Origin of the sequence: Ferrimicrobium sp. (assembly GCF_027319265.1) — a bacterium.
GTDB lineage: Bacteria > Actinomycetota > Acidimicrobiia > Acidimicrobiales > Acidimicrobiaceae > Ferrimicrobium.
Window position 1 is genome coordinate 40,585 of record NZ_DAHVNP010000031.1, and the last position, 16,499, is coordinate 57,083.

The 16,499-nt window shown below is 58.0% G+C and carries 14 protein-coding genes and 1 tRNA gene; 10 read left to right on the forward strand and 5 right to left on the reverse strand.

The genetic code is table 11. The annotated features are described in order from the left end of the window. Positions 1 to 64: 64 nt before the first annotated feature. On the reverse strand, positions 65 to 1,633 hold the full coding sequence (locus M7439_RS04520; protein WP_298346082.1) for an acetolactate synthase large subunit: 1,569 nt from the start codon (positions 1,631 to 1,633) through the stop codon (positions 65 to 67). Continuing rightward, positions 1,630 to 3,012, reverse strand: a complete 1,383-nt coding sequence (locus M7439_RS04525) for an FAD-binding oxidoreductase (protein WP_298346084.1) — start codon at positions 3,010 to 3,012, stop codon at positions 1,630 to 1,632. The genes M7439_RS04520 and M7439_RS04525 overlap by 4 nt, the downstream gene beginning before the upstream one ends. A 602-nt stretch (positions 3,013 to 3,614) precedes the next feature. Here M7439_RS04525 and M7439_RS04530 point away from each other — a divergent pair. Then, positions 3,615 to 4,298 carry a Druantia anti-phage system protein DruA gene (locus tag M7439_RS04530; protein ID WP_298346086.1) on the forward strand — a complete coding sequence of 228 codons (684 nt, stop codon included), beginning with the start codon at positions 3,615 to 3,617 and terminating at the stop codon, positions 4,296 to 4,298. On the opposite strand, the gene M7439_RS04535 is transcribed toward M7439_RS04530, so the two are convergent. Then, positions 4,262 to 5,923, reverse strand: a complete 1,662-nt coding sequence (locus M7439_RS04535; protein WP_298346088.1) for a L,D-transpeptidase — start codon at positions 5,921 to 5,923, stop codon at positions 4,262 to 4,264. The two genes, M7439_RS04530 and M7439_RS04535, sit on opposite strands and share 37 nt — an antisense overlap. A 212-nt stretch (positions 5,924 to 6,135) precedes the next feature. Here M7439_RS04535 and M7439_RS04540 point away from each other — a divergent pair, with 212 nt between their 5' ends. Then, positions 6,136 to 6,738: a MarC family protein gene (locus tag M7439_RS04540; protein WP_298337910.1), complete on the forward strand. Its 603-nt coding sequence runs from the start codon at positions 6,136 to 6,138 to the stop codon at positions 6,736 to 6,738. A 339-nt stretch (positions 6,739 to 7,077) separates the two neighbouring features. Further along, a complete protein-coding gene (locus tag M7439_RS04545; RefSeq protein ID WP_298346090.1) occupies positions 7,078 to 7,710 on the forward strand; it encodes a peroxiredoxin in 633 nt (210 codons plus the stop codon). A gap of 275 nt (positions 7,711 to 7,985) precedes the next feature. On the opposite strand, the gene M7439_RS04550 is transcribed toward M7439_RS04545, so the two are convergent. Then, a complete protein-coding gene (locus M7439_RS04550; protein ID WP_298346092.1) occupies positions 7,986 to 8,843 on the reverse strand; it encodes a hypothetical protein in 858 nt (285 codons plus the stop codon). Positions 8,844 to 9,088: 245 nt separating this feature from the next. Here M7439_RS04550 and M7439_RS04555 point away from each other — a divergent pair, with 245 nt between their 5' ends. From M7439_RS04555 to M7439_RS04565, 3 genes are read left to right on the forward strand one after another with little or no spacing between them, the layout of a single operon-like run. Further along, entirely contained in the window at positions 9,089 to 10,117 is a 1,029-nt protein-coding gene (locus tag M7439_RS04555; RefSeq protein WP_298346094.1) for an LLM class F420-dependent oxidoreductase, read from the forward strand. Next, on the forward strand, positions 10,059 to 11,225 hold the full coding sequence (locus M7439_RS04560; RefSeq protein ID WP_298346096.1) for a glycosyltransferase family 2 protein: 1,167 nt from the start codon (positions 10,059 to 10,061) through the stop codon (positions 11,223 to 11,225). Before M7439_RS04555 ends, M7439_RS04560 begins: the two co-directional genes overlap by 59 nt. Before the next feature lie 3 nt (positions 11,226 to 11,228). Then, a complete protein-coding gene (locus M7439_RS04565; protein WP_308464397.1) occupies positions 11,229 to 11,708 on the forward strand; it encodes a hypothetical protein in 480 nt (159 codons plus the stop codon). Here M7439_RS04565 and orn read toward each other — a convergent pair. Beyond that, entirely contained in the window at positions 11,664 to 12,269 is a 606-nt protein-coding gene (orn, locus tag M7439_RS04570; RefSeq protein ID WP_308464398.1) for an oligoribonuclease, read from the reverse strand. The two genes, M7439_RS04565 and orn, sit on opposite strands and share 45 nt — an antisense overlap. A 27-nt stretch (positions 12,270 to 12,296) precedes the next feature. Between orn and M7439_RS04575 the strand changes: the two genes are divergently transcribed. The 4 genes from M7439_RS04575 to M7439_RS04590 all read left to right on the forward strand — a co-directional run bounded on the left by M7439_RS04575 (position 12,297) and on the right by M7439_RS04590 (position 16,033). Then, positions 12,297 to 13,094: a polyprenol monophosphomannose synthase gene (locus tag M7439_RS04575; protein WP_298346101.1), complete on the forward strand. Its 798-nt coding sequence runs from the start codon at positions 12,297 to 12,299 to the stop codon at positions 13,092 to 13,094. Next, positions 13,091 to 13,525, forward strand: a complete 435-nt coding sequence (dut, locus tag M7439_RS04580; RefSeq protein ID WP_298346103.1) for a dUTP diphosphatase — start codon at positions 13,091 to 13,093, stop codon at positions 13,523 to 13,525. Before M7439_RS04575 ends, dut begins: the two co-directional genes overlap by 4 nt. 252 nt (positions 13,526 to 13,777) lie before the next feature. Further along, positions 13,778 to 13,850: transfer RNA gene (locus tag M7439_RS04585), tRNA-Gly, on the forward strand. Positions 13,851 to 15,499: 1,649 nt separating this feature from the next. After that, positions 15,500 to 16,033 (forward strand): hypothetical protein, encoded by a 534-nt coding sequence (locus tag M7439_RS04590; RefSeq protein ID WP_298346105.1) that lies wholly within the window; start codon positions 15,500 to 15,502, stop codon positions 16,031 to 16,033. Positions 16,034 to 16,499 lie beyond the last annotated feature (466 nt).

Genomic DNA, 16,499 nt, shown 5'->3' on the forward strand with positions numbered 1-16,499 from the left:
TTGGATCCTTGACGGAAGCGATGCCTTGATGAGTCGGTGATCGCAGGGTTGTGGCGTCGCGCCATCAAGTAGCAAAGATTGCAGCGATGAGAGAGGGACCCCGTGATTGGAGTGCTCGCCGCAAGGAATCGTGGAACTCCATAGCACTCTCCACGGTGGTTGCTGGTACCCCGAAGGCCTCGGCGAGTCGTGCGTGATCGAGAGGAGGGTGATGCAGCGAGAGAAGTTTTTCGGTCTCCTCATTCGCGGCGTGGGGGCCAAGGCGGTCGAGCTCGAAGTGGAGAATGCCGTAGCTTCTGTTGATCAGTATGATGGTGACGATGTTGAGTCCCTGGGCGATATGGGTCCAGATCGCTTGGGGCGCATAGAGCGAGGATCCATCGGCGATGAGGGCCAGCACCTGCCGGTCGGGGGCCGCGAGTGCTGCCCCAATCGCGAGCCCGAGGCCGTGACCGATCGCGCCGCCGGTGAGTGCAGAGAGCCACACATGCTCTGGCGCCGCGGCAGTAGCCTCTTCGAGGTTGATGCCGAGGGTATTGCTTTCGTCGACGACGATCGCCCTTACCGGAAGGAGATGCGCGACAATCGAGGCAAAGTTGCTGGCGTTGAGTGGACCGGCGAGGTCGGGTGCGGAGGGCTCTGGGCTAGGGCTCGAAGTTACGGTACTCGTATGCGATGTGGCCGTGTTCGATGCCAGCAACTGATCAGCTCCGCTTCGGGCTCCCCTTGGATTTGTGGTGACCGTGATGATCTCGCAACCGTCGGGCACCAAACGGTCTGGAAGATGTTGATAGGCGAAGAAGGGGACAGGGGGTGATCCCCCGATGACAATGATGTGTCGAGTATCTGCGAGCTCCGCTATCGCCATCTCTGGCAGGTAGGGTAGGCGCCGGATTGGTGGTGTTCCCGCGCCACGATCGATCCGGGTGGGGAACGTGTTGGTCCATAGGTGGAGGTTTGCTCGGCTGGTCAGTTGGTGGAGGCTTTCGTGACCGTCACGAGTCAATAGGTCACCGCCGACGATGAGGGTTGTCCCAGTGGGGTCATCGAGCGCTGCCCGTGCCCGAGCGATGGTCGCTGTGTCAAGCCCGACCACGGGCGATGGCCGGGCCGTCAAGGGAGCCACCTGTGCAAAGTCACTCCAGGAGAGGTCACTTGGCACGATGACGGTGACGATCCCTGGCATGCCTTCGAGGGTGAGGTAACTTGCCAACGCTCCGATGTGACGCGGATGTTGGTCGGAGGTCGCGCGGAGGACCGTCTTCGAGAAGGTCCGAGCAAGGCCTTCGATGTCGGAGGCAAGTGGCGGATCCTGGACCCCGACCGCCGGACTATGGTCGCCGACGATGACGACGACTGGAGAGTGCGCGCGCTTGGCGTTATGCAGCGAGGCGATGGCGTTGGCGAGGCCGGGTCCGAGATGGAGGAGAAGGGCGCAAGGACGTCCGGTCATCCGCGCTACGCCATCAGCAGCTCCCGCCGCCACACCTTCGGAGAGGGTGAGTATGGGACGCGGGGTGGGTGAGAGTCCAAGCGCGGCGACGAAGTAGATCTCCGTGGTGCCCGGATTGGTGAAGAGATACTCGACACCAGCATCACGCAGACCGGTGAGAAGGTGTTGTGCTCCGGTCATAGTAGCTTCCCAGGGTTGAGTAGGTTATCGGGATCAAAGACGGACTTGATGGAGCGGAGGAGCCCGAGGCGAGGAGGAGGTTCTTGTTCAAGGAAGAGCTGTCGCTTGGCCACCCCGATACCATGCTCGCCGGAGACGGCACCACCGATGCTGATCGCGAGTTCTACGATGGCGGTTGCTGCGCCATGGCACTCGACGGGATCGGGCGCAAAGAGTGAGAGGTGGACATTGCCGTCACCGACGTGTCCGGTGCCAACGAGGAGTGTGTCGTGTTCGCGAGCGCAGCGGGCGGCGCCCGCGAAGAGTGTTGCGAGTTGTGAACGGGGCACCACCGTATCGAGTATGATCGTTGCCCCGAGCGCCTTGACGGTCCAGAACGCCGCTTCGCGGGCGTTGATCAGACCCTGGCGTTGTCCCTCATCGAGCAGGTACTGTTCAGTGGAATGATGAACGTCGAGCAGTTCCATCACTTCATTGAGTTGCCATGAGAGATCGTCATCGCTCATGGCCTCGAGCTCTATCATGAGGTAGGCACTCGTAGTTGCGGCGACGTTGGCGCTCACGCCGAGGCTCACACCTGCGTGCTCGGCCATCGCGGCGAGACCGGTTGCTTCGACGTACTCCAAGATGCTAGGGAGTAGACCACGTTCGGGAATGCTCACGACCGCGTTGGCGAGATCTTCGAAGTTGCGAAAGCTTGCCAGGATGAGCGTTCGGGTGTGTGCACGGAGGCTGAGGCGTACGAGGACTTCGGTGACCAATGCGAGCGTTCCCTCTGAGCCGATGAGGAGCTGGGTGAGGTCATAGCCCGAACTTGTCTTCACATACGCGCCGCCCGACCGAGCTCTGACTCCGCTCCCAGTGACGAATGCGAGTCCAAGCACATTGTGACGCGTCACCCCATACTTCATAGCTCGCATCCCACCAGCGTTGGTGGCGACGTTGCCGCCGAGGGTGGCTGACATCTCCCCTGGATAGACGGGGTAAAAGTAGGGTGTTCCTGCCAGCGCCTCCTCGAGTTGGGCGAGGGTGACCCCCGGTTCGACGCTCGCGGTTTGGTCGATGGTGTCGATGGAGAGGATGCGGTTCATGCGTTCAAAGCCCACGACGAGTCCGTCAGTAACTGGTCGTGCCCCTCCGGAGAGGCCAGTACCGGAGCCTCGGGCGACGAGTGCGATGTTGGAGTGGGATGCGTAGTTGACGAGGTCGGCCACCTGCTCAGCGGAGGTTGGGAAGACCACGCCGAGGGGATCGATAGGGTCGAGCTCCAGGGCCTCGTCATGGGTGTAGGCCTCGGGAATGTCTCCGTTCAGTATTGCCTCCTTGCCCATCACCGCACTGAGATCTGCTTTGATTTCGCTTATCGCATACTTCGCCATGTGTACTACGGTAGTCGAGCTATGATCTTCGCGTTGGACGGGGCCGGGATAGTATAGGCATTGAGGAGTCGTCCTGCTGCGAGGAGACCCGGGAGCGTAGCGCCTGCGGAGAGATACGGCCCACGCTATTGGTATCGATACCGGCGATCGGAGTGCCATGGAGCGAGGCAGAATGAGGAGTAACAGGCTGGTTCGGGTTGTTGTAGTGAACGTTGCAGTCGGTGGTGGCCCGATGCTACGTCTAGGGCCGCCTTATTGAGGGTATCCGTGATCGGGGCGAAGACGTCGGAACCCACGGGTGATGATTGCCCCTCGGCGAAGTTCTTGGGGTGCTAGTGTGACCTGCTGGCAACGGACTTGATCTCTGGTGTCGTGGCTTTGTTCGTCGTTGTCTCGTCTAACGCCGTGGAGAGCGAGTCGGAAGCGGTAGTGTGCAGTGTTGACGGATGGCGAACTCGAGCTGGACCGATTCCAAAAGGGTCGACGCGGTATCAGGTTCCCGCCTTGGGCACCTGGCTCGCTACAGTGTTTGTTGTCTGAGTGAGCATTGCAATCGCAACGGCCACATCACCCGCGACGTAAAGCCTCTCGCTGAGCTACCGTTGGCCTATTCTGAATTGCTTGGCGGTCTCGCTCCAATCAGGTTCGTCATCGCTAACACCAAAGCCAAAACGCGGCGCTGGTGCAACCTCATCGCTAGCTACTGCTATCTCGGCTACACCACCGTGGCAGGCGCACAGCTGCGCTATCTCACCGAATGTTCTTCTGGTGGGACTATCGGCGCGATCGGCTTCGCTGCCTCAGCATGGAGCTGCATACCGCGCGATACCCATATCGGCTGGGACAAAGCAACCCGCGAAGCACGGCTGCTACTGCTTGTGGTTGGGGACGCCCGCTTTCTCATTCTTCCTCAGGTAGGTGTTGTGAACCTCGCCTCGCATGTCCTGTTGCCGTCTCCGGAGCGACTGGCAGCTCGCCAACGGGTACCAGCCTGCACTCTTAGCGGCCTTCGTCGAATCCGCCCGCTTTACCGGAGCGAGCTACCGAGCGGTGCACTGGCTGCAGGTCGGGAAGACCAAAGGTCGGGGCAAGCCCGACTGCTACAACGAATACGCTCTCCCAATGAAGGATGTCTATCGCTGCCCTCTTCACCGTGCCTACGGGAGCATCCTCGCCTCACCAGAGTGAAGGTACCCGAGGATATCAGATTGGCCTGGGAGGATCACGCTCGGCCGGGTTGGCCGAATGTTTACGACGGCATTACCGTGACGAGCGTTCCAATGTGAACTTGAGGGAAGACGACGGCTGCCGTGGGTACAGGGAGCTCGACGCAGCCGAGACTCTGCGGGAAGCCGTATTGTGCTCGCACGAACCCGTGGACCGCCTCTGATCCAAGGAAGTAATTGATCCAATGGACGAGATCGTGATAGGTGGTGCCGTTTGGATTGGTGCCACTCATGTAATTTTCTTTGAAGCGCAGGTAGATCGGGAAGGTGCCATTCGTAGTCTTGAGTCCTGCAATACCGGTGTTTGTCGGACTCGTCAGGACGACACGGCCATTCTCCCAGAGATAAAGAGTCTCAGGTAGCGGTGCCTTTTGCACTTGAATCCACGCGTAGGGGTGCGGGTCAACGTTGTTGGAGATGACATCCTTGATCAGAGTTGGCCAGAGCAACGGGTTACTGGCCCAACCGCTGCCGTTGGTGTAGTTGAGGCTGTTGAAGTCCTCGAATGCCATGACTGCACCCTTGGTGATAACATTGGCGTTCCCTGGGCTCCAAAGGGAGGTGAGCTGCGTGGGCATCGTCCAGCGCCAGTTAAAGGTGCCTTGTGGTGGCGACTGGAGGGCACTGAGCTGAGCTGCTTCGGTAGAGGCAACGGTGGTCGGCGAGGAGAAGGAGACGGGGAGATAGTTGAGCTGGGCTAGTACCTGTTGCAAACGGAGCATGGACATCGGTGCGCCGCTCAGCGCGAGTGTGGCTCCTGTGGCTCCACGGGCTCCGGTTGGACTTACAACAGCGACCGAGGTAGGGGTCGTCATGGTGAAGGTCTCTGAGGGCCAGAAGTCACCCGTTGTTGGTGTAAAAGTGAGTGTGTAGGGGGTCGGTTCACTCCAGTTCCCCTTGACAGGGTCGGCACCCTGGACGGTGGGACTGATGGTAGGCAGCTTGTTGCCAAAAACCTTTGTCACCGGTTGGGAAAGCGTGATGGTGATCGTTGCCTCGGGGGAGAGGTTGGTGAGATCCGGACTGATGATCGCCTCAGGTGTCGACCCGGATTGGCGGAAGAAGACCATGTTGGACGCTGCTGGGAGCGTCTCCCAGGGGTCAGGGACAGCCGCCACCTGCAGTGAACCGGCGGCGCTGTGGGAAGAACCAGGTATGGCAACGTGGCTCGTCGCCTTGTTGAGCTTCACATACTTTGTGGTGGAGTGGAAGGAGTAGGCAACGACGCTGACGGGATTCGAGAATTCAGACTGAACAGATTGACCTGAAGATGCAATCGCTACAGGATCGAGGAGGCGCGCACGGGGGGTATGGCCGGTAAGTGTCAGTCGTTGGGTTTTGCCAGCGATCCAAGCGATCCAAGAAGGACGCTGCAGAGTGACCGTGATCGTTGTCGTTACGCCAGTGGAGATGTGCTTGGTTGGCAGGACCTCTCCATCCTGGATCTCCACCGGAATAGGTTGTTGACCAACGGATCCAGCGACGCTGAGAACGCTTTGGTGTGCTCCCGAAGTGGTCAATTTGCCGAGCGAGGTGTAGGAGGAAGAGAGGGATGCTTTCGGCCAGTTGATTGCCATCACGATGCCACCGGCGATCAACAGCCCCCCAACGACGCCACCGCCGATCGCTAGAGCATTGCGGCCGCGGTGTGACCCTTTCGACCTTGTATGCCTGGCACTCGCCAATCGACACCTCCTCGTGAGAATTGCAGCTATGCTGGCCTGGCCGTAGCTTTTATCAGGCCAGTCTCGCCACGATTTCCCTAGCGAGTAGTCAAGAGTATAGTTCGTACGCGGGTGACGGGTAGTCGGTTTGTATCAGCAGGGTTGAGAGTTTCTTCAGACTTTGGTTCGGCGAGTGGTAGCGTCGGAAAAGCGCTCAAAAAGGCAGTTTAACGGTGGATACGAAGTTCCTGGTGGAGAGTTTTGTCACGCTTGTCGTGATTACTGATCCGATTGGCAATGTGCCAACATTCCTTGTGGTGACCCAAGGTAAAGGCACTAAGGCGCGTCAACGACTCGCGCTCGAGGCGGTGTTGGTGGCGACCGCCGTGTTAGCCGTCTTCGCCGGTTTCGGCAGAGAGATCCTGAGCTATCTTGGCATCTCGTTGCCCGCCCTCCAGGTCTCTGGTGGCCTGCTGTTGTTGATTGTAGCGTTACAGCTTTTGACGGGGAAGCAAGCGGAGCTCACGGCACAGTCCAAGGTCAATGTGGCGCTGGTTCCCCTCGCAACGCCCTTGATCGCTGGCCCCGGTGCGATCGCGACGGTCTTGGTATTTGCCGGTGAAGTACATTCGGTGGGAAATGCGCTTGGACTCGGGGTTGTGATCGTTGTGGTGATGGTGGTGCTGCTTGTTGTGCTTCGATTCTCCGTGCATCTCAGCCGCCTGTTACGCGAGGGGGGTATTGAATTGCTCTCTCGGGTCTTCGGCCTCCTCCTGGCCGCCATTGCAGTCCAACTGGCCGCCTCTGGAGTCTTAGCGTTTGCTCATGGACACTGAGCCCTGCAACTCACCAACGCCAGCGTCTCCATGATGTAGACCGCATGATGTGGACCGATAAGTGCTGCCCTCGCTAAGTGCTGCTCTCGCTGGAACAACTAGACTGGCGAGCAGGAGTGTGCGGTCTGATACGAGAGGGTCAAGTCCGGGTTGCTCGTGGTAGACGACGGCCGTGATGTGCATGGTAGTCGTTGGAATGGCGGTTGGTCGGTTGACACGGAGCTCATCGGTGGTAACGACATAGCAGTCGCACGGGTCGCACGTTTGTCGTCACCCGAGCGTAGATGGCGGTTAGGGGAGGGCGCTGAATGGGTTCTCTCAACAGAAGAAAGTGAGGCTATGGTGGTCCAGTTAGGTGATATTGTTCCAGATTTTGAGGCGGATACGACAGTAGGGAAGATCCGGTTTCATGAGTGGCTTGGAGACTCCTGGGGTGTTCTATTTTCCCACCCCAAGGACTATACGCCGGTGTGCACGACAGAGCTGGGTGAGGTAGCACGTCTACAACCAGAGTTTGACCGTCGATCCACCAAAGTGATAGGTCTCTCGGTCGATGACGTTGCGAGTCATCTGAAGTGGGAGTCGGATATCGAAGAGGTGCGAGGGCATGCGGTTGGATTCCCGATGATCGGGGATGCTGATCGGAAGGTATCGACTCTCTTTGGTATGATCCACCCGAATGCATCTGATACGCTCACGGTCCGCTCCGTCTTCATTATCGATCCTGCCAAGAAATTACGCCTCGAGATGACGTACCCAGCCTCGGTGGGCAGAAACTTTGCGGAGATTCTGCGGGTCTTGGACGCGTTGCAGCTCTCCGATGCTTTTCCTGTAGTGACCCCGGTGAATTGGAAGCCAGGTGACGAGGTGATCGTCGCTAACTCTGTCAGTGCTGAAGCGGCACGCAAGCAGTTCGAAGGCTTTCGCGAGGTGAAGTCGTACCTGCGCTTTGCCAAAGATCCCAAGGCTTAGATCTCGAGTTGTAGCGCACCACGCCATAATGTCATAATGAGGTGTCCTACCGGGGCCGATGGGACCGGTAGGACACCTCGTCGATATTTTCTAGGGCCGTCGTCCAGTAGGTGCTTGGACTAGCGAGAGACAAGATCTGGTCCGGGGTCGGGTAGAGTGCCGCTCTGGGTCCTATCGTTGGCGAGTGGGGCGATAACCTCGGTGGTATCGCTGCGCGAGAGTGACTGTCTCCTGGTGGGAGATCTCCTGCTGTGTGCCGTTGGGGCTTACGAGGATCATGACCAAGACAGGTAAGGCGGCGAGGGAGGCCCCATATGGCGGCCATCACGACGGCGATGACGTCGAACGAACCATGAGGCCACCGATACCAAGATCATCAATAACGCAATGACGACGATCGTGTATGCGAGTTGACTAGTATTGCCGAGTGCAAAGAGCGCAGGGGCCCCGGCGAACTCTAGCGTGTACGAGTCGGCGTACTTGAGGGCTTGTGACGGTGCGAGCTGCGTCGTGAAGGCGGCTCCATAACGGGTATTGGTGGAGGAGTCCTCCAGAATGACGGCGCGATGGCCCCAACATCCACTTGCCTTTGGGGATTGACAGTCGAGGTTAGATCCACCTCCGCCATTGGTGTAGCGATATCCGTCTTCGTACATCCACATAAAAACCACGACGATGGCGTTCGGGAAGTTGCCTGCCCAGTCAGATCCTCCGTTCATCGATGCCGGGATGAATGGGTCTCGTGCTTGGGTGGCAGCCTGGCGGGCCAGGTGGTCAAGTTTTGGTGATGACTTTACTACGGTGGGGAGTTTCCTGATCGAGCGCTCATTATTGGCCAGGTAGACGAGTTGACGAGCCTGATTGAATGTGGCGAAATCTTGCGGAAGCGTCAGTTGTGGCAGGCCCTCGGTCCGTCGCGCTAGGTTGAGGTCGAAGAGCGCGGCTTGCATGCAGGCCGGTGTTGTGTCGGGAATCAGCGCCGAATGACAGGCTGTTTCCCAGTTTGGATCACCAGCTGGAATGGTCAAATCGTGCACGGGTGGTGACGTTGGCGACTGTGTGGGGGCAAAGAGGAAGAGTGAGGAGCCCGCGATGAGGAGAAGCACCATCGCCACTATTACCACTCGCTTCATATCGCTGTCCTGTCTGTCGCCTGGTCGTGCTGTATGGCCCTTCGATGGTGGAGTGCCGTTGGAGATATTGCCTGCGATACAAGCCTAGTGACGCGTTCATCGCTATGACCAAAGTCGTGGCCTTTGGTAACGTAGACTGGGGCGATGAGAGCAGAGGTTCGCAGCGGTAGGGACATGATGGTGATAGGGACAATGTAGCGATAATGGCATGGCGGAGATAGGAACATGGTGGAGACGGAGGCACGATGAAGTTAGCGATGCAGATTAACTATGCGGGGAATATTCTTGATACGGTTGAGGAGGTCGTTCGCTACGAGAGTGCCGGACTCGATATCGTCTTTGTCGCCGAGGCCTACGGATTCGACGCCGTGTCTATCCTCGGCTATTTGGCGGCAAGAACGACACGTGTCGAGCTCGGGCCTGGCATTCTTCCTATCTACTCTCGTACGCCGGCGTTGATTGCGCAGACCGCGGCTGGACTTGATTACGTTTCAGGTGGGCGTGCTGTTCTTGGTCTTGGAGCCTCCGGTCCTCAGGTAATCGAGGGTTGGCATGGGGTTGCCTATGACCGACCGATCGCTCGGACACGGGAGCTCATCGGGCTCTGTCGGAAGGTGTGGCGCCGTGAGCGACTGGAGTCTGATGGCATCTACCAGATTCCGCTTCGGGGCGGTACTGGGTTGGGTAAAGCGCTCAAACTGATTACCGAGCCAGTTCGGCCACGAGTACCGATCTACCTCGCGGCGATCGGACCAGCGAATGTGGCATTAGCCTCTGAACTCGCGGAGGGTTGGTTGCCTATCTTCTACCTTCCCGAACAGGCGGAATCGGTGTGGGGTGAATCGGTGCGCAAGGGACTGAGTCTTCGCGACTCTGATCTCGGTGATTTTGAGATCGTTGCGGGAGGTTTGCTCGCTATTGAGAACAACAGTCAGGATCTGCTTGATCTCGCGCGGCCATATGTGGCACTCTACGTTGGGGGTATGGGTGCAAAGACGAAGAACTTCTATAACGACCTGTTCCGACGCTATGGATATGGCGACCTAGCGGAGCAAATTCAAGATCTCTATCTTGGCGGAGAACGGGAAAGGGCCGCCCAACTCGTGCCGAATGAGCTGCTGGAGCGCATGAACCTTGTCGGTAGTGCGGGTTTTGTTCAGGAGCGTGTCGAGGCTTTTGCCCATGCCGGCGTCACTACGTTGATGGTGACCCCGATTGGTAAAGATCCAATTGGTTCGTTCCGACAGCTGCGTTCCATGGTTGATCGGCTTTGATTTGGTGCTTTCCATTGCGGTTCTGTGGCCGTTGTTGGTGGTCGTGGGGGAGGTATATTTTGCATGGAAGTTGTTGATTCCTCCTCGGTTTGATCGATCCCTGCTTGAGAGCGCTTCCGTCGTTAGGGTGGAGGTTGTGATTCCTGCACACAACGAGGCGACATCACTGTCAAAGCTGCTTGCCAGCCTGAGTGCCCAAAGGGGGGTCATCTTCTCCGTGACTGTGATCGACGATCGTTCAATCGATGGGACTGGTGCCATTGCACGATCACTGGGAGCCGAGGTCGTTCGCCTCGACCAGCGTCGGGGCAATAATCCGAAGGCAGGCGCTCTAAGCGCTTGGTCCCCTAAGGAGTCGACCGAGACGGTGGTCTTTTTGGACGCTGATGTTGTTCTTGTGGGTGCTGATGCGTTGGCTAGGTTGGTCGCCGCTGCCCGGAATCGACCGAATGATCTCATCAGTGTGCAGCCTTATCATCGGATGGAGCGCTGGTACGAGCAATTCGCATTTTTCCCCAACCTCGTCGCTCTGATCGCCTCAGGGGCGTTCGGGGCGCTAGGTCATCCCTACTCATCGGCTACCTTTGGTCCAGTATTGTGTTGCCAAGTAGCCCGATACCAAAGTGTCGGTGGACACGGAGCTGTACTGGACTCGGTGCTCGATGATCAAGCCCTGGGGGAAAAGTTTCGGCACACTAGCGGGCACACCATCCTCTATGGGGGTCGGAGTTGGATTGAGTTTCGGATGTACCCGGATGGGTTCTGGCAGTTACTTGAGGGGTTCCGCAAGAACGTCGCTATCGGCGCCATCAGTGTTCGCGGCATCGGTGCATTGGTGGCGACCTTGATGATCGTTGCACAACTCTCGGCGATCGCAAATCTGGTTACCGATGCGCCACATGAGCTGGTCGGAGCCCTCGCCGTTGTGGGGTTGATGTTCTTCATCAATGTGCTGGTAGCGCGGCGTATCGGTTCTTTCACCTGGAGCAGTATGGTACTCCAGGTGCTCTACTTAGCAGCGTTCCTTGTGATCGTAGTGATGTCTGGTGTTGATCTGCTGCGTGGTACAACTACCTGGAAAGGGCAGCCAATGAGAACGAGGCGATGAGTAGTGTCCAATGTGGTCGGCATGGCGCTTGCCGTAGCATTCTGGATCGCGACGAGCGTGGTGGTGGGGTTCCTCGGCGCACGGCTTCCGCTAACAGTGTTGCTCTCGATCGCTCGTCATCCCTGGTGGTTGGGTGGGCCAAAGGCACGCTGGTACCGACAAAGGCTATGCATTGACACCTGGAAGCATCGGTTGCCTGAGGCGGGAAGCTTTGGGGGTGGTGTCTCGAAACGGCGAATTGTCAATCGTCAGCACAGCACACTGGTAAGACTGTATTTGGAGACCGTGCGAGCAGAGTTGGTGCACACTGGGTTGTTGGTAATTCAGTGGTTGCCAGCGCTGTGGCTTAGCCCAGGTTTTGTCGTCGTGCCTGTGCTCTATGCCGTGCTTGCGAACGTTCCGTTTGTAGCGGTTCAACGCTACAACCGGGTGCGCCTGTCACGAATTGTCGACATCCATGATCCGTGGTGTCTTGACGAATAGATGCTCGCGGTAGTACTCGAGTTCAGCGATGCTATCCCGAATGTCGTCTAGAGCGCGATGGGAGCTGTCCTTTTTGGGCAAGTGTTCTGCCAAGCCAGGATACCAACGCTTTGCAAGCTCCTTGATGCTTGAGACATCGACGGAGCGATAGTGCAACCAGTTTTCAAGATCCGGCATATATTTGGCGAGAAAGCGACGATCAGTTCCAATAGAGTTCCCGCACAGCGGCACCTGGCGAGCGTTCGGACAGTGTCGTTTAAGAAAGGCGAGGGCGGCAGAGTGGGCTTCTTCGAGAGTGGTCGTGGAGGCGCGAACGTCGGCGAGGAGCCCGTTGGTTTCGTGCATTTTCGTGACGACCTTCTCCATACCCCCTAACGCGTCCTCGTCGGCATGAATCACGAGCGGTCCGAACTCCTCGACGGTATTGAGGTCGTCGTCGGTAACAATCATTGCGATTTCTAGGATGACATGGCGCTCGGGGAGCAGCCCTGTCATTTCAAGATCCATCCATGCCAACATGACAGCCAGGTTACTCGCTGTGTATGCTAAGTGGGGTACCATGAAGGTAAGACGAGCAAGAAGGGGCTTATGGGTCGTACGGCATCGCAGTATCCCTGGGTGATCGTTCCAACATATAACGAAGCCAGTAATATCCTCGACATCGTTGAGGCGATACGCAAGGCGGTTCCCGCGGCGACGGTACTTGTGGTTGATGATAGCTCGCCTGATGGCACCGCGGATCTGGTCGAGAGCCTCAGCAAGGGTGATCAGTTCGTTCGCGTGCTGCGTCGTCCTGGTAAGGCCGGGTTGGGTGCGGCCTACCGGGCAGGTTTCCGGGAGGCGCTGAGCGCGGGAGCAACAGCGCTGGTTGAAATCGACGCGGATTTCTCGCACGACCCAGCGGTCATGCCGAGGTTGCTTGACGGTCTCGATGATGGTGCTGGTCTTGCCATCGGCTCCCGTTACATCTCCGGCGGTTCGTCTGAGGGTTTGTCGGCTCTGCGCCTCTTGATCTCTCGTCTTGGGAACCGCTATGCATCGATCATGCTCGGTATCGATGTTCGCGATGCCACTGCTGGCTTTCGGGCTTATGAGGCCGATGCATTGAAGATGATTGACCTGGATCAGGTGCGTGCTGATGGCTATGGATTTCAGGTGGAGATGGCCTATCTTGTCTCCCAGCTGGGTTTCCGGATCATCGAGGTTCCAATCACCTTTCATGATCGGCGTGCAGGCAGCTCGAAGATGTCAAGCGATATCGTGATTGAGGCGATGATGCTCTGTACGATTTGGGGGATCAGTCGAAGAGTTCCATGGCTGCGCCAAGGTTCACGACAGGATCGATTGATCGATCATCTCGAGAAGCTGATCCGGCGCTCATCGTGAGAGAGATTGCAGTACGGTTGCTCCATCCTGGAGCGCAACTGCCGGTGCGCCAGTTAGCCGGTGATGCGGGGGCTGATCTTGTCCTCATCGAGCACCTGACGCTATGCCCCGGTTCTCGAGGCATCGGTCACACGGGACTCGCCGTGGAACTAGCGCCTGGAACGATGGGGTTGGTGGTGCCCCGTAGCGGCCTTGCCCTGCGCTCTGGCGTGACGGTATTGAACGCCCCTGGTCTCATCGATGAGGGTTATCGCGGCGAGGTCGGCGTGTTGCTGGTCAACTTTGGCGAGAACACGGTGGAACTCGTTCCAGGAGACCGTGTCGCGCAGCTGGTTGTGGTTCCCTACGTGGATGTTGAGTATGTGGCGCGAACCGAACTGACGGAGACGGAACGTGGAGCTGGAGGGTTCGGCCACACTGGTCATCGCTGACGAGTCTCCCGGTGGGGTGGGGTGAACCTCGCCGGTTGTTGGAGCGATAGATTGGACTCGCCGACCCTGCATCTCGGATTGTGGGCGCGAACTCGGACATCTGGCCGCAAGTCGTCTGTCAGTGGTGGCAAGCTGGCAACAATCCCGTCACAGGTTACATGGTCAGATCTTGCCCGAGATGGGATGCGGGCACGCTCACATGGATACAACGGCAAGTGAACTTGGGGCATCTGTTATACTGTTGATCGTAACGCGGACGTGGCTCAGTTGGTAGAGCATCACCTTGCCAAGGTGAGGGTCGCGGGTTCGAATCCCGTCGTCCGCTCGATGAACAGCACCCCAATGCGTGGCGCTGGTGAGTTTTCGCGTGGGTGAGCTGAGTCTGGTGGTGTACCGAAGCGTCGTTCGGCTGGCAGCCCGCTTTGGTCATCTGTGTACGCTCGGCAATCAACACGTCATTCCTTATCCACGATAGGACGGGTTCGACTGGTTGCGAAACGCCCCAATCCTAGGCGTGGGTACCATAAGCCCAAGACCCGGTTGTCCTTGGCTGAAGCATTGGATGGTGAGGTCCTTTGCGTTGTCCTGGCTTGAGACAGACTTCTCCTTTCCCGGCCGCGAAGGTCCGTTATCGGGGCAGGAGAGCAAACGCCCTTTCGGTTGAGAGGAGCGGTGTAGAGCGGTTGACAGAGGGTCATGGAGGTGATTGCCTGCGGCCCCAGCACGGCAAGGCGACCTCATCGCTGTGATTGACGTGACACAGCGGGCGCAGTGCTGAAGCTGAGGCCCTCCAGGAAGCACTGGATGTCTTTGGACGTTGGCGACCGCCACGTTCAACGTGGTAGATAATAACTGGTTGGTAAGCCCACATGCCCGCATCACCGAGAGCCCCATGACCGGAGTCCTTGACGTACCTGGTCAAACCCCCGAGGTGGTGACGAGCATTGGCTGAAAACTTGTGCCACGCAAGGCTTCCATAGTGGGAAGGCCCCGGCATGCTTGATCCGTGGACTTGAGGGTGGCCAGGGTTGCAGTGGTGCGGTTGGCGGCTGGGTGTTCGGGTGGTGGTGCGATAGGCGCGATCCCGGCAGTATGAGAACGTCCGGACCGATCGCCGTAGCAGTGGGATCAGACACTGCGCACCTCATCAGAACATGTCCATCGGTGTCCGGTTTGCCCTTTGGGCTCAAAAGGGGACTCCGTGCACTTCAAAAGCTGTGCAGGTCACCGGATCGACAAGGTGGGTCCGACAGTTGCCTGTCTATCCGCAACGATAGTGGCAAGTCGGGATGAGAGAAGGGGATCTCTTGACTTTAGGAAATAATCACTAATGTCGTGTAAGTGTCGGCATGATGTGTTAGGTTTGTAGGAGCAACTGACAAGCATGGTGGTGGCGATGATTGCCATAGTGGCGTATAGGGGTGTCGAACTCAGTTCGGGAAGTACGGTCATGGTCTGCAGTCTTGACCAGGATTAGACAGATGGTGAACACCCATACGGTGGCCAAGGATGCCGGAGCGAAGGGCTCCTCTCCGCACATCGAGCAAAGGATTTCACAACATCTGACCGTTGCATGTTCTCGATCAAACCCAACCGGGGTTCGTTGGGTTGTTGGCCAGTGGGTTCAAAAGTTCTCACATGCGAAGACCCCGACTTCATCAGGAGTGTTGCTACGCTTTCCACCATTATCAGGCACACAGCGACCCTTCTCGCCAACTCGATTGACGGGATGCTGAGAGTGAGCAGTAGGTGGACCCATGCGCATGTGGGGGCTGCGGGCACTGCAACCGCCATTGTTCTGAGGACAGGTGATCCCTGGCATGGGGAGTCGTGCGCTATCCGGTCTTCTTATCGCCGGTGGCCGATGCCGTGGTTAGCGGGACGCTCGTTCGCCTTCGAGGATCGAGGCGGACGAGGTGCAGCAAAACGGTGCCTCGGCACCGATGTACTGCGAGCAAGAAGGGAGTAAGCAAGATGACACTTAGGCTTGGTGCTGTCCCTGTTGGGATGAAGGGGCGGCGAGTGCATTTCTTGCGCAAGCACTGGTGGATCGGTCTGGCGGTGCTGTTAGCCCTTGGCACTGTCGCAGTCATTGATGTCTCCGGTAATCCTTCGCTCGGACACTTCTACCCAGCGGTTGGGGCGACCGTATTGGTTGAAGCGCACGGACAAGGCTCAGAGATCGTTCCTGTGAGCTCACAGATGGTACCTGGGCCCGCAACAAGCTCTCAATCTCCAGGGTTCGAGCGTTATCTTCCGGACTCCAAGGTGACACTCTCAGCGAACTGTACAGGTAAGACGCAGCACCTCAAGATCAGGTTAGAGCCCGGAAATGAGTCGCTTCAACCTATGTGTTATCCGTCAGGAGGTGGTGCCATCGTTGTCGACGGCCCGTACAAGTTTCCCTATCCAAAGAGAGTCATTGTCGTGGCACCAATGGACGTGCGCTGGGACTTGATTGTGGTAGAACCGGGAACGATGGACTCGGGAGTCGCAGTCACGGGGTGAGTCAGCCGATGGTCGCCAGGTTAAAAACGCGCGCCGGAGACGTGGCGCCCCTGGAACATTCACCGCCCTTGAGTCACCGTTTCCGCGGGTGTGCGAGGGTCCCCGGTCAGGATTGAAGGGTAGAGCGATTGCCAGGGTCCTTGGTGCACGGCAACGACCTTGCCGTTGGTTGCGGTGCAACAGGGTCAACATCATCGGGGTGACACGTCTGCAACTGCACCGTGCTAAGGGCGACCTCTGGATGCCGTTGTGCGTGGAAGCCCAAGGACGGCGAGCCTTCCAGTGCCAGTTGTTCAGTCGGTATCGGGGATCGTGGTACCATTCTGGTGGACAACGGGCTGGCGCGTGTAGCTGGAATTGGGCATGGGCGTCGGCTCGCGCTCTGGAGCGAGAACGACATCGTCCACCACCATCTCGTGGAGCAGGTGAACGAACTAACGCTCATCGTTGTTACGGGTTGCATGAC

Coding starts and splice junctions, on each gene's coding strand:
- M7439_RS04520 (WP_298346082.1), bottom strand. CDS start 1,633: ATGACCGGAGCACAACACCTTCTCACCGGTCTGCGTGATGCTGGTGTC.
- M7439_RS04525 (WP_298346084.1), bottom strand. CDS start 3,012: ATGGCGAAGTATGCGATAAGCGAAATCAAAGCAGATCTCAGTGCGGTG.
- M7439_RS04545 (WP_298346090.1), top strand. CDS start 7,078: ATGGTGGTCCAGTTAGGTGATATTGTTCCAGATTTTGAGGCGGATACG.
- M7439_RS04550 (WP_298346092.1), bottom strand. CDS start 8,843: ATGAAGCGAGTGGTAATAGTGGCGATGGTGCTTCTCCTCATCGCGGGC.
- M7439_RS04555 (WP_298346094.1), top strand. CDS start 9,089: ATGAAGTTAGCGATGCAGATTAACTATGCGGGGAATATTCTTGATACG.
- orn (WP_308464398.1), bottom strand. CDS start 12,269: ATGGTACCCCACTTAGCATACACAGCGAGTAACCTGGCTGTCATGTTG.
- M7439_RS04575 (WP_298346101.1), top strand. CDS start 12,297: ATGGGTCGTACGGCATCGCAGTATCCCTGGGTGATCGTTCCAACATAT.
- M7439_RS04590 (WP_298346105.1), top strand. CDS start 15,500: ATGACACTTAGGCTTGGTGCTGTCCCTGTTGGGATGAAGGGGCGGCGA.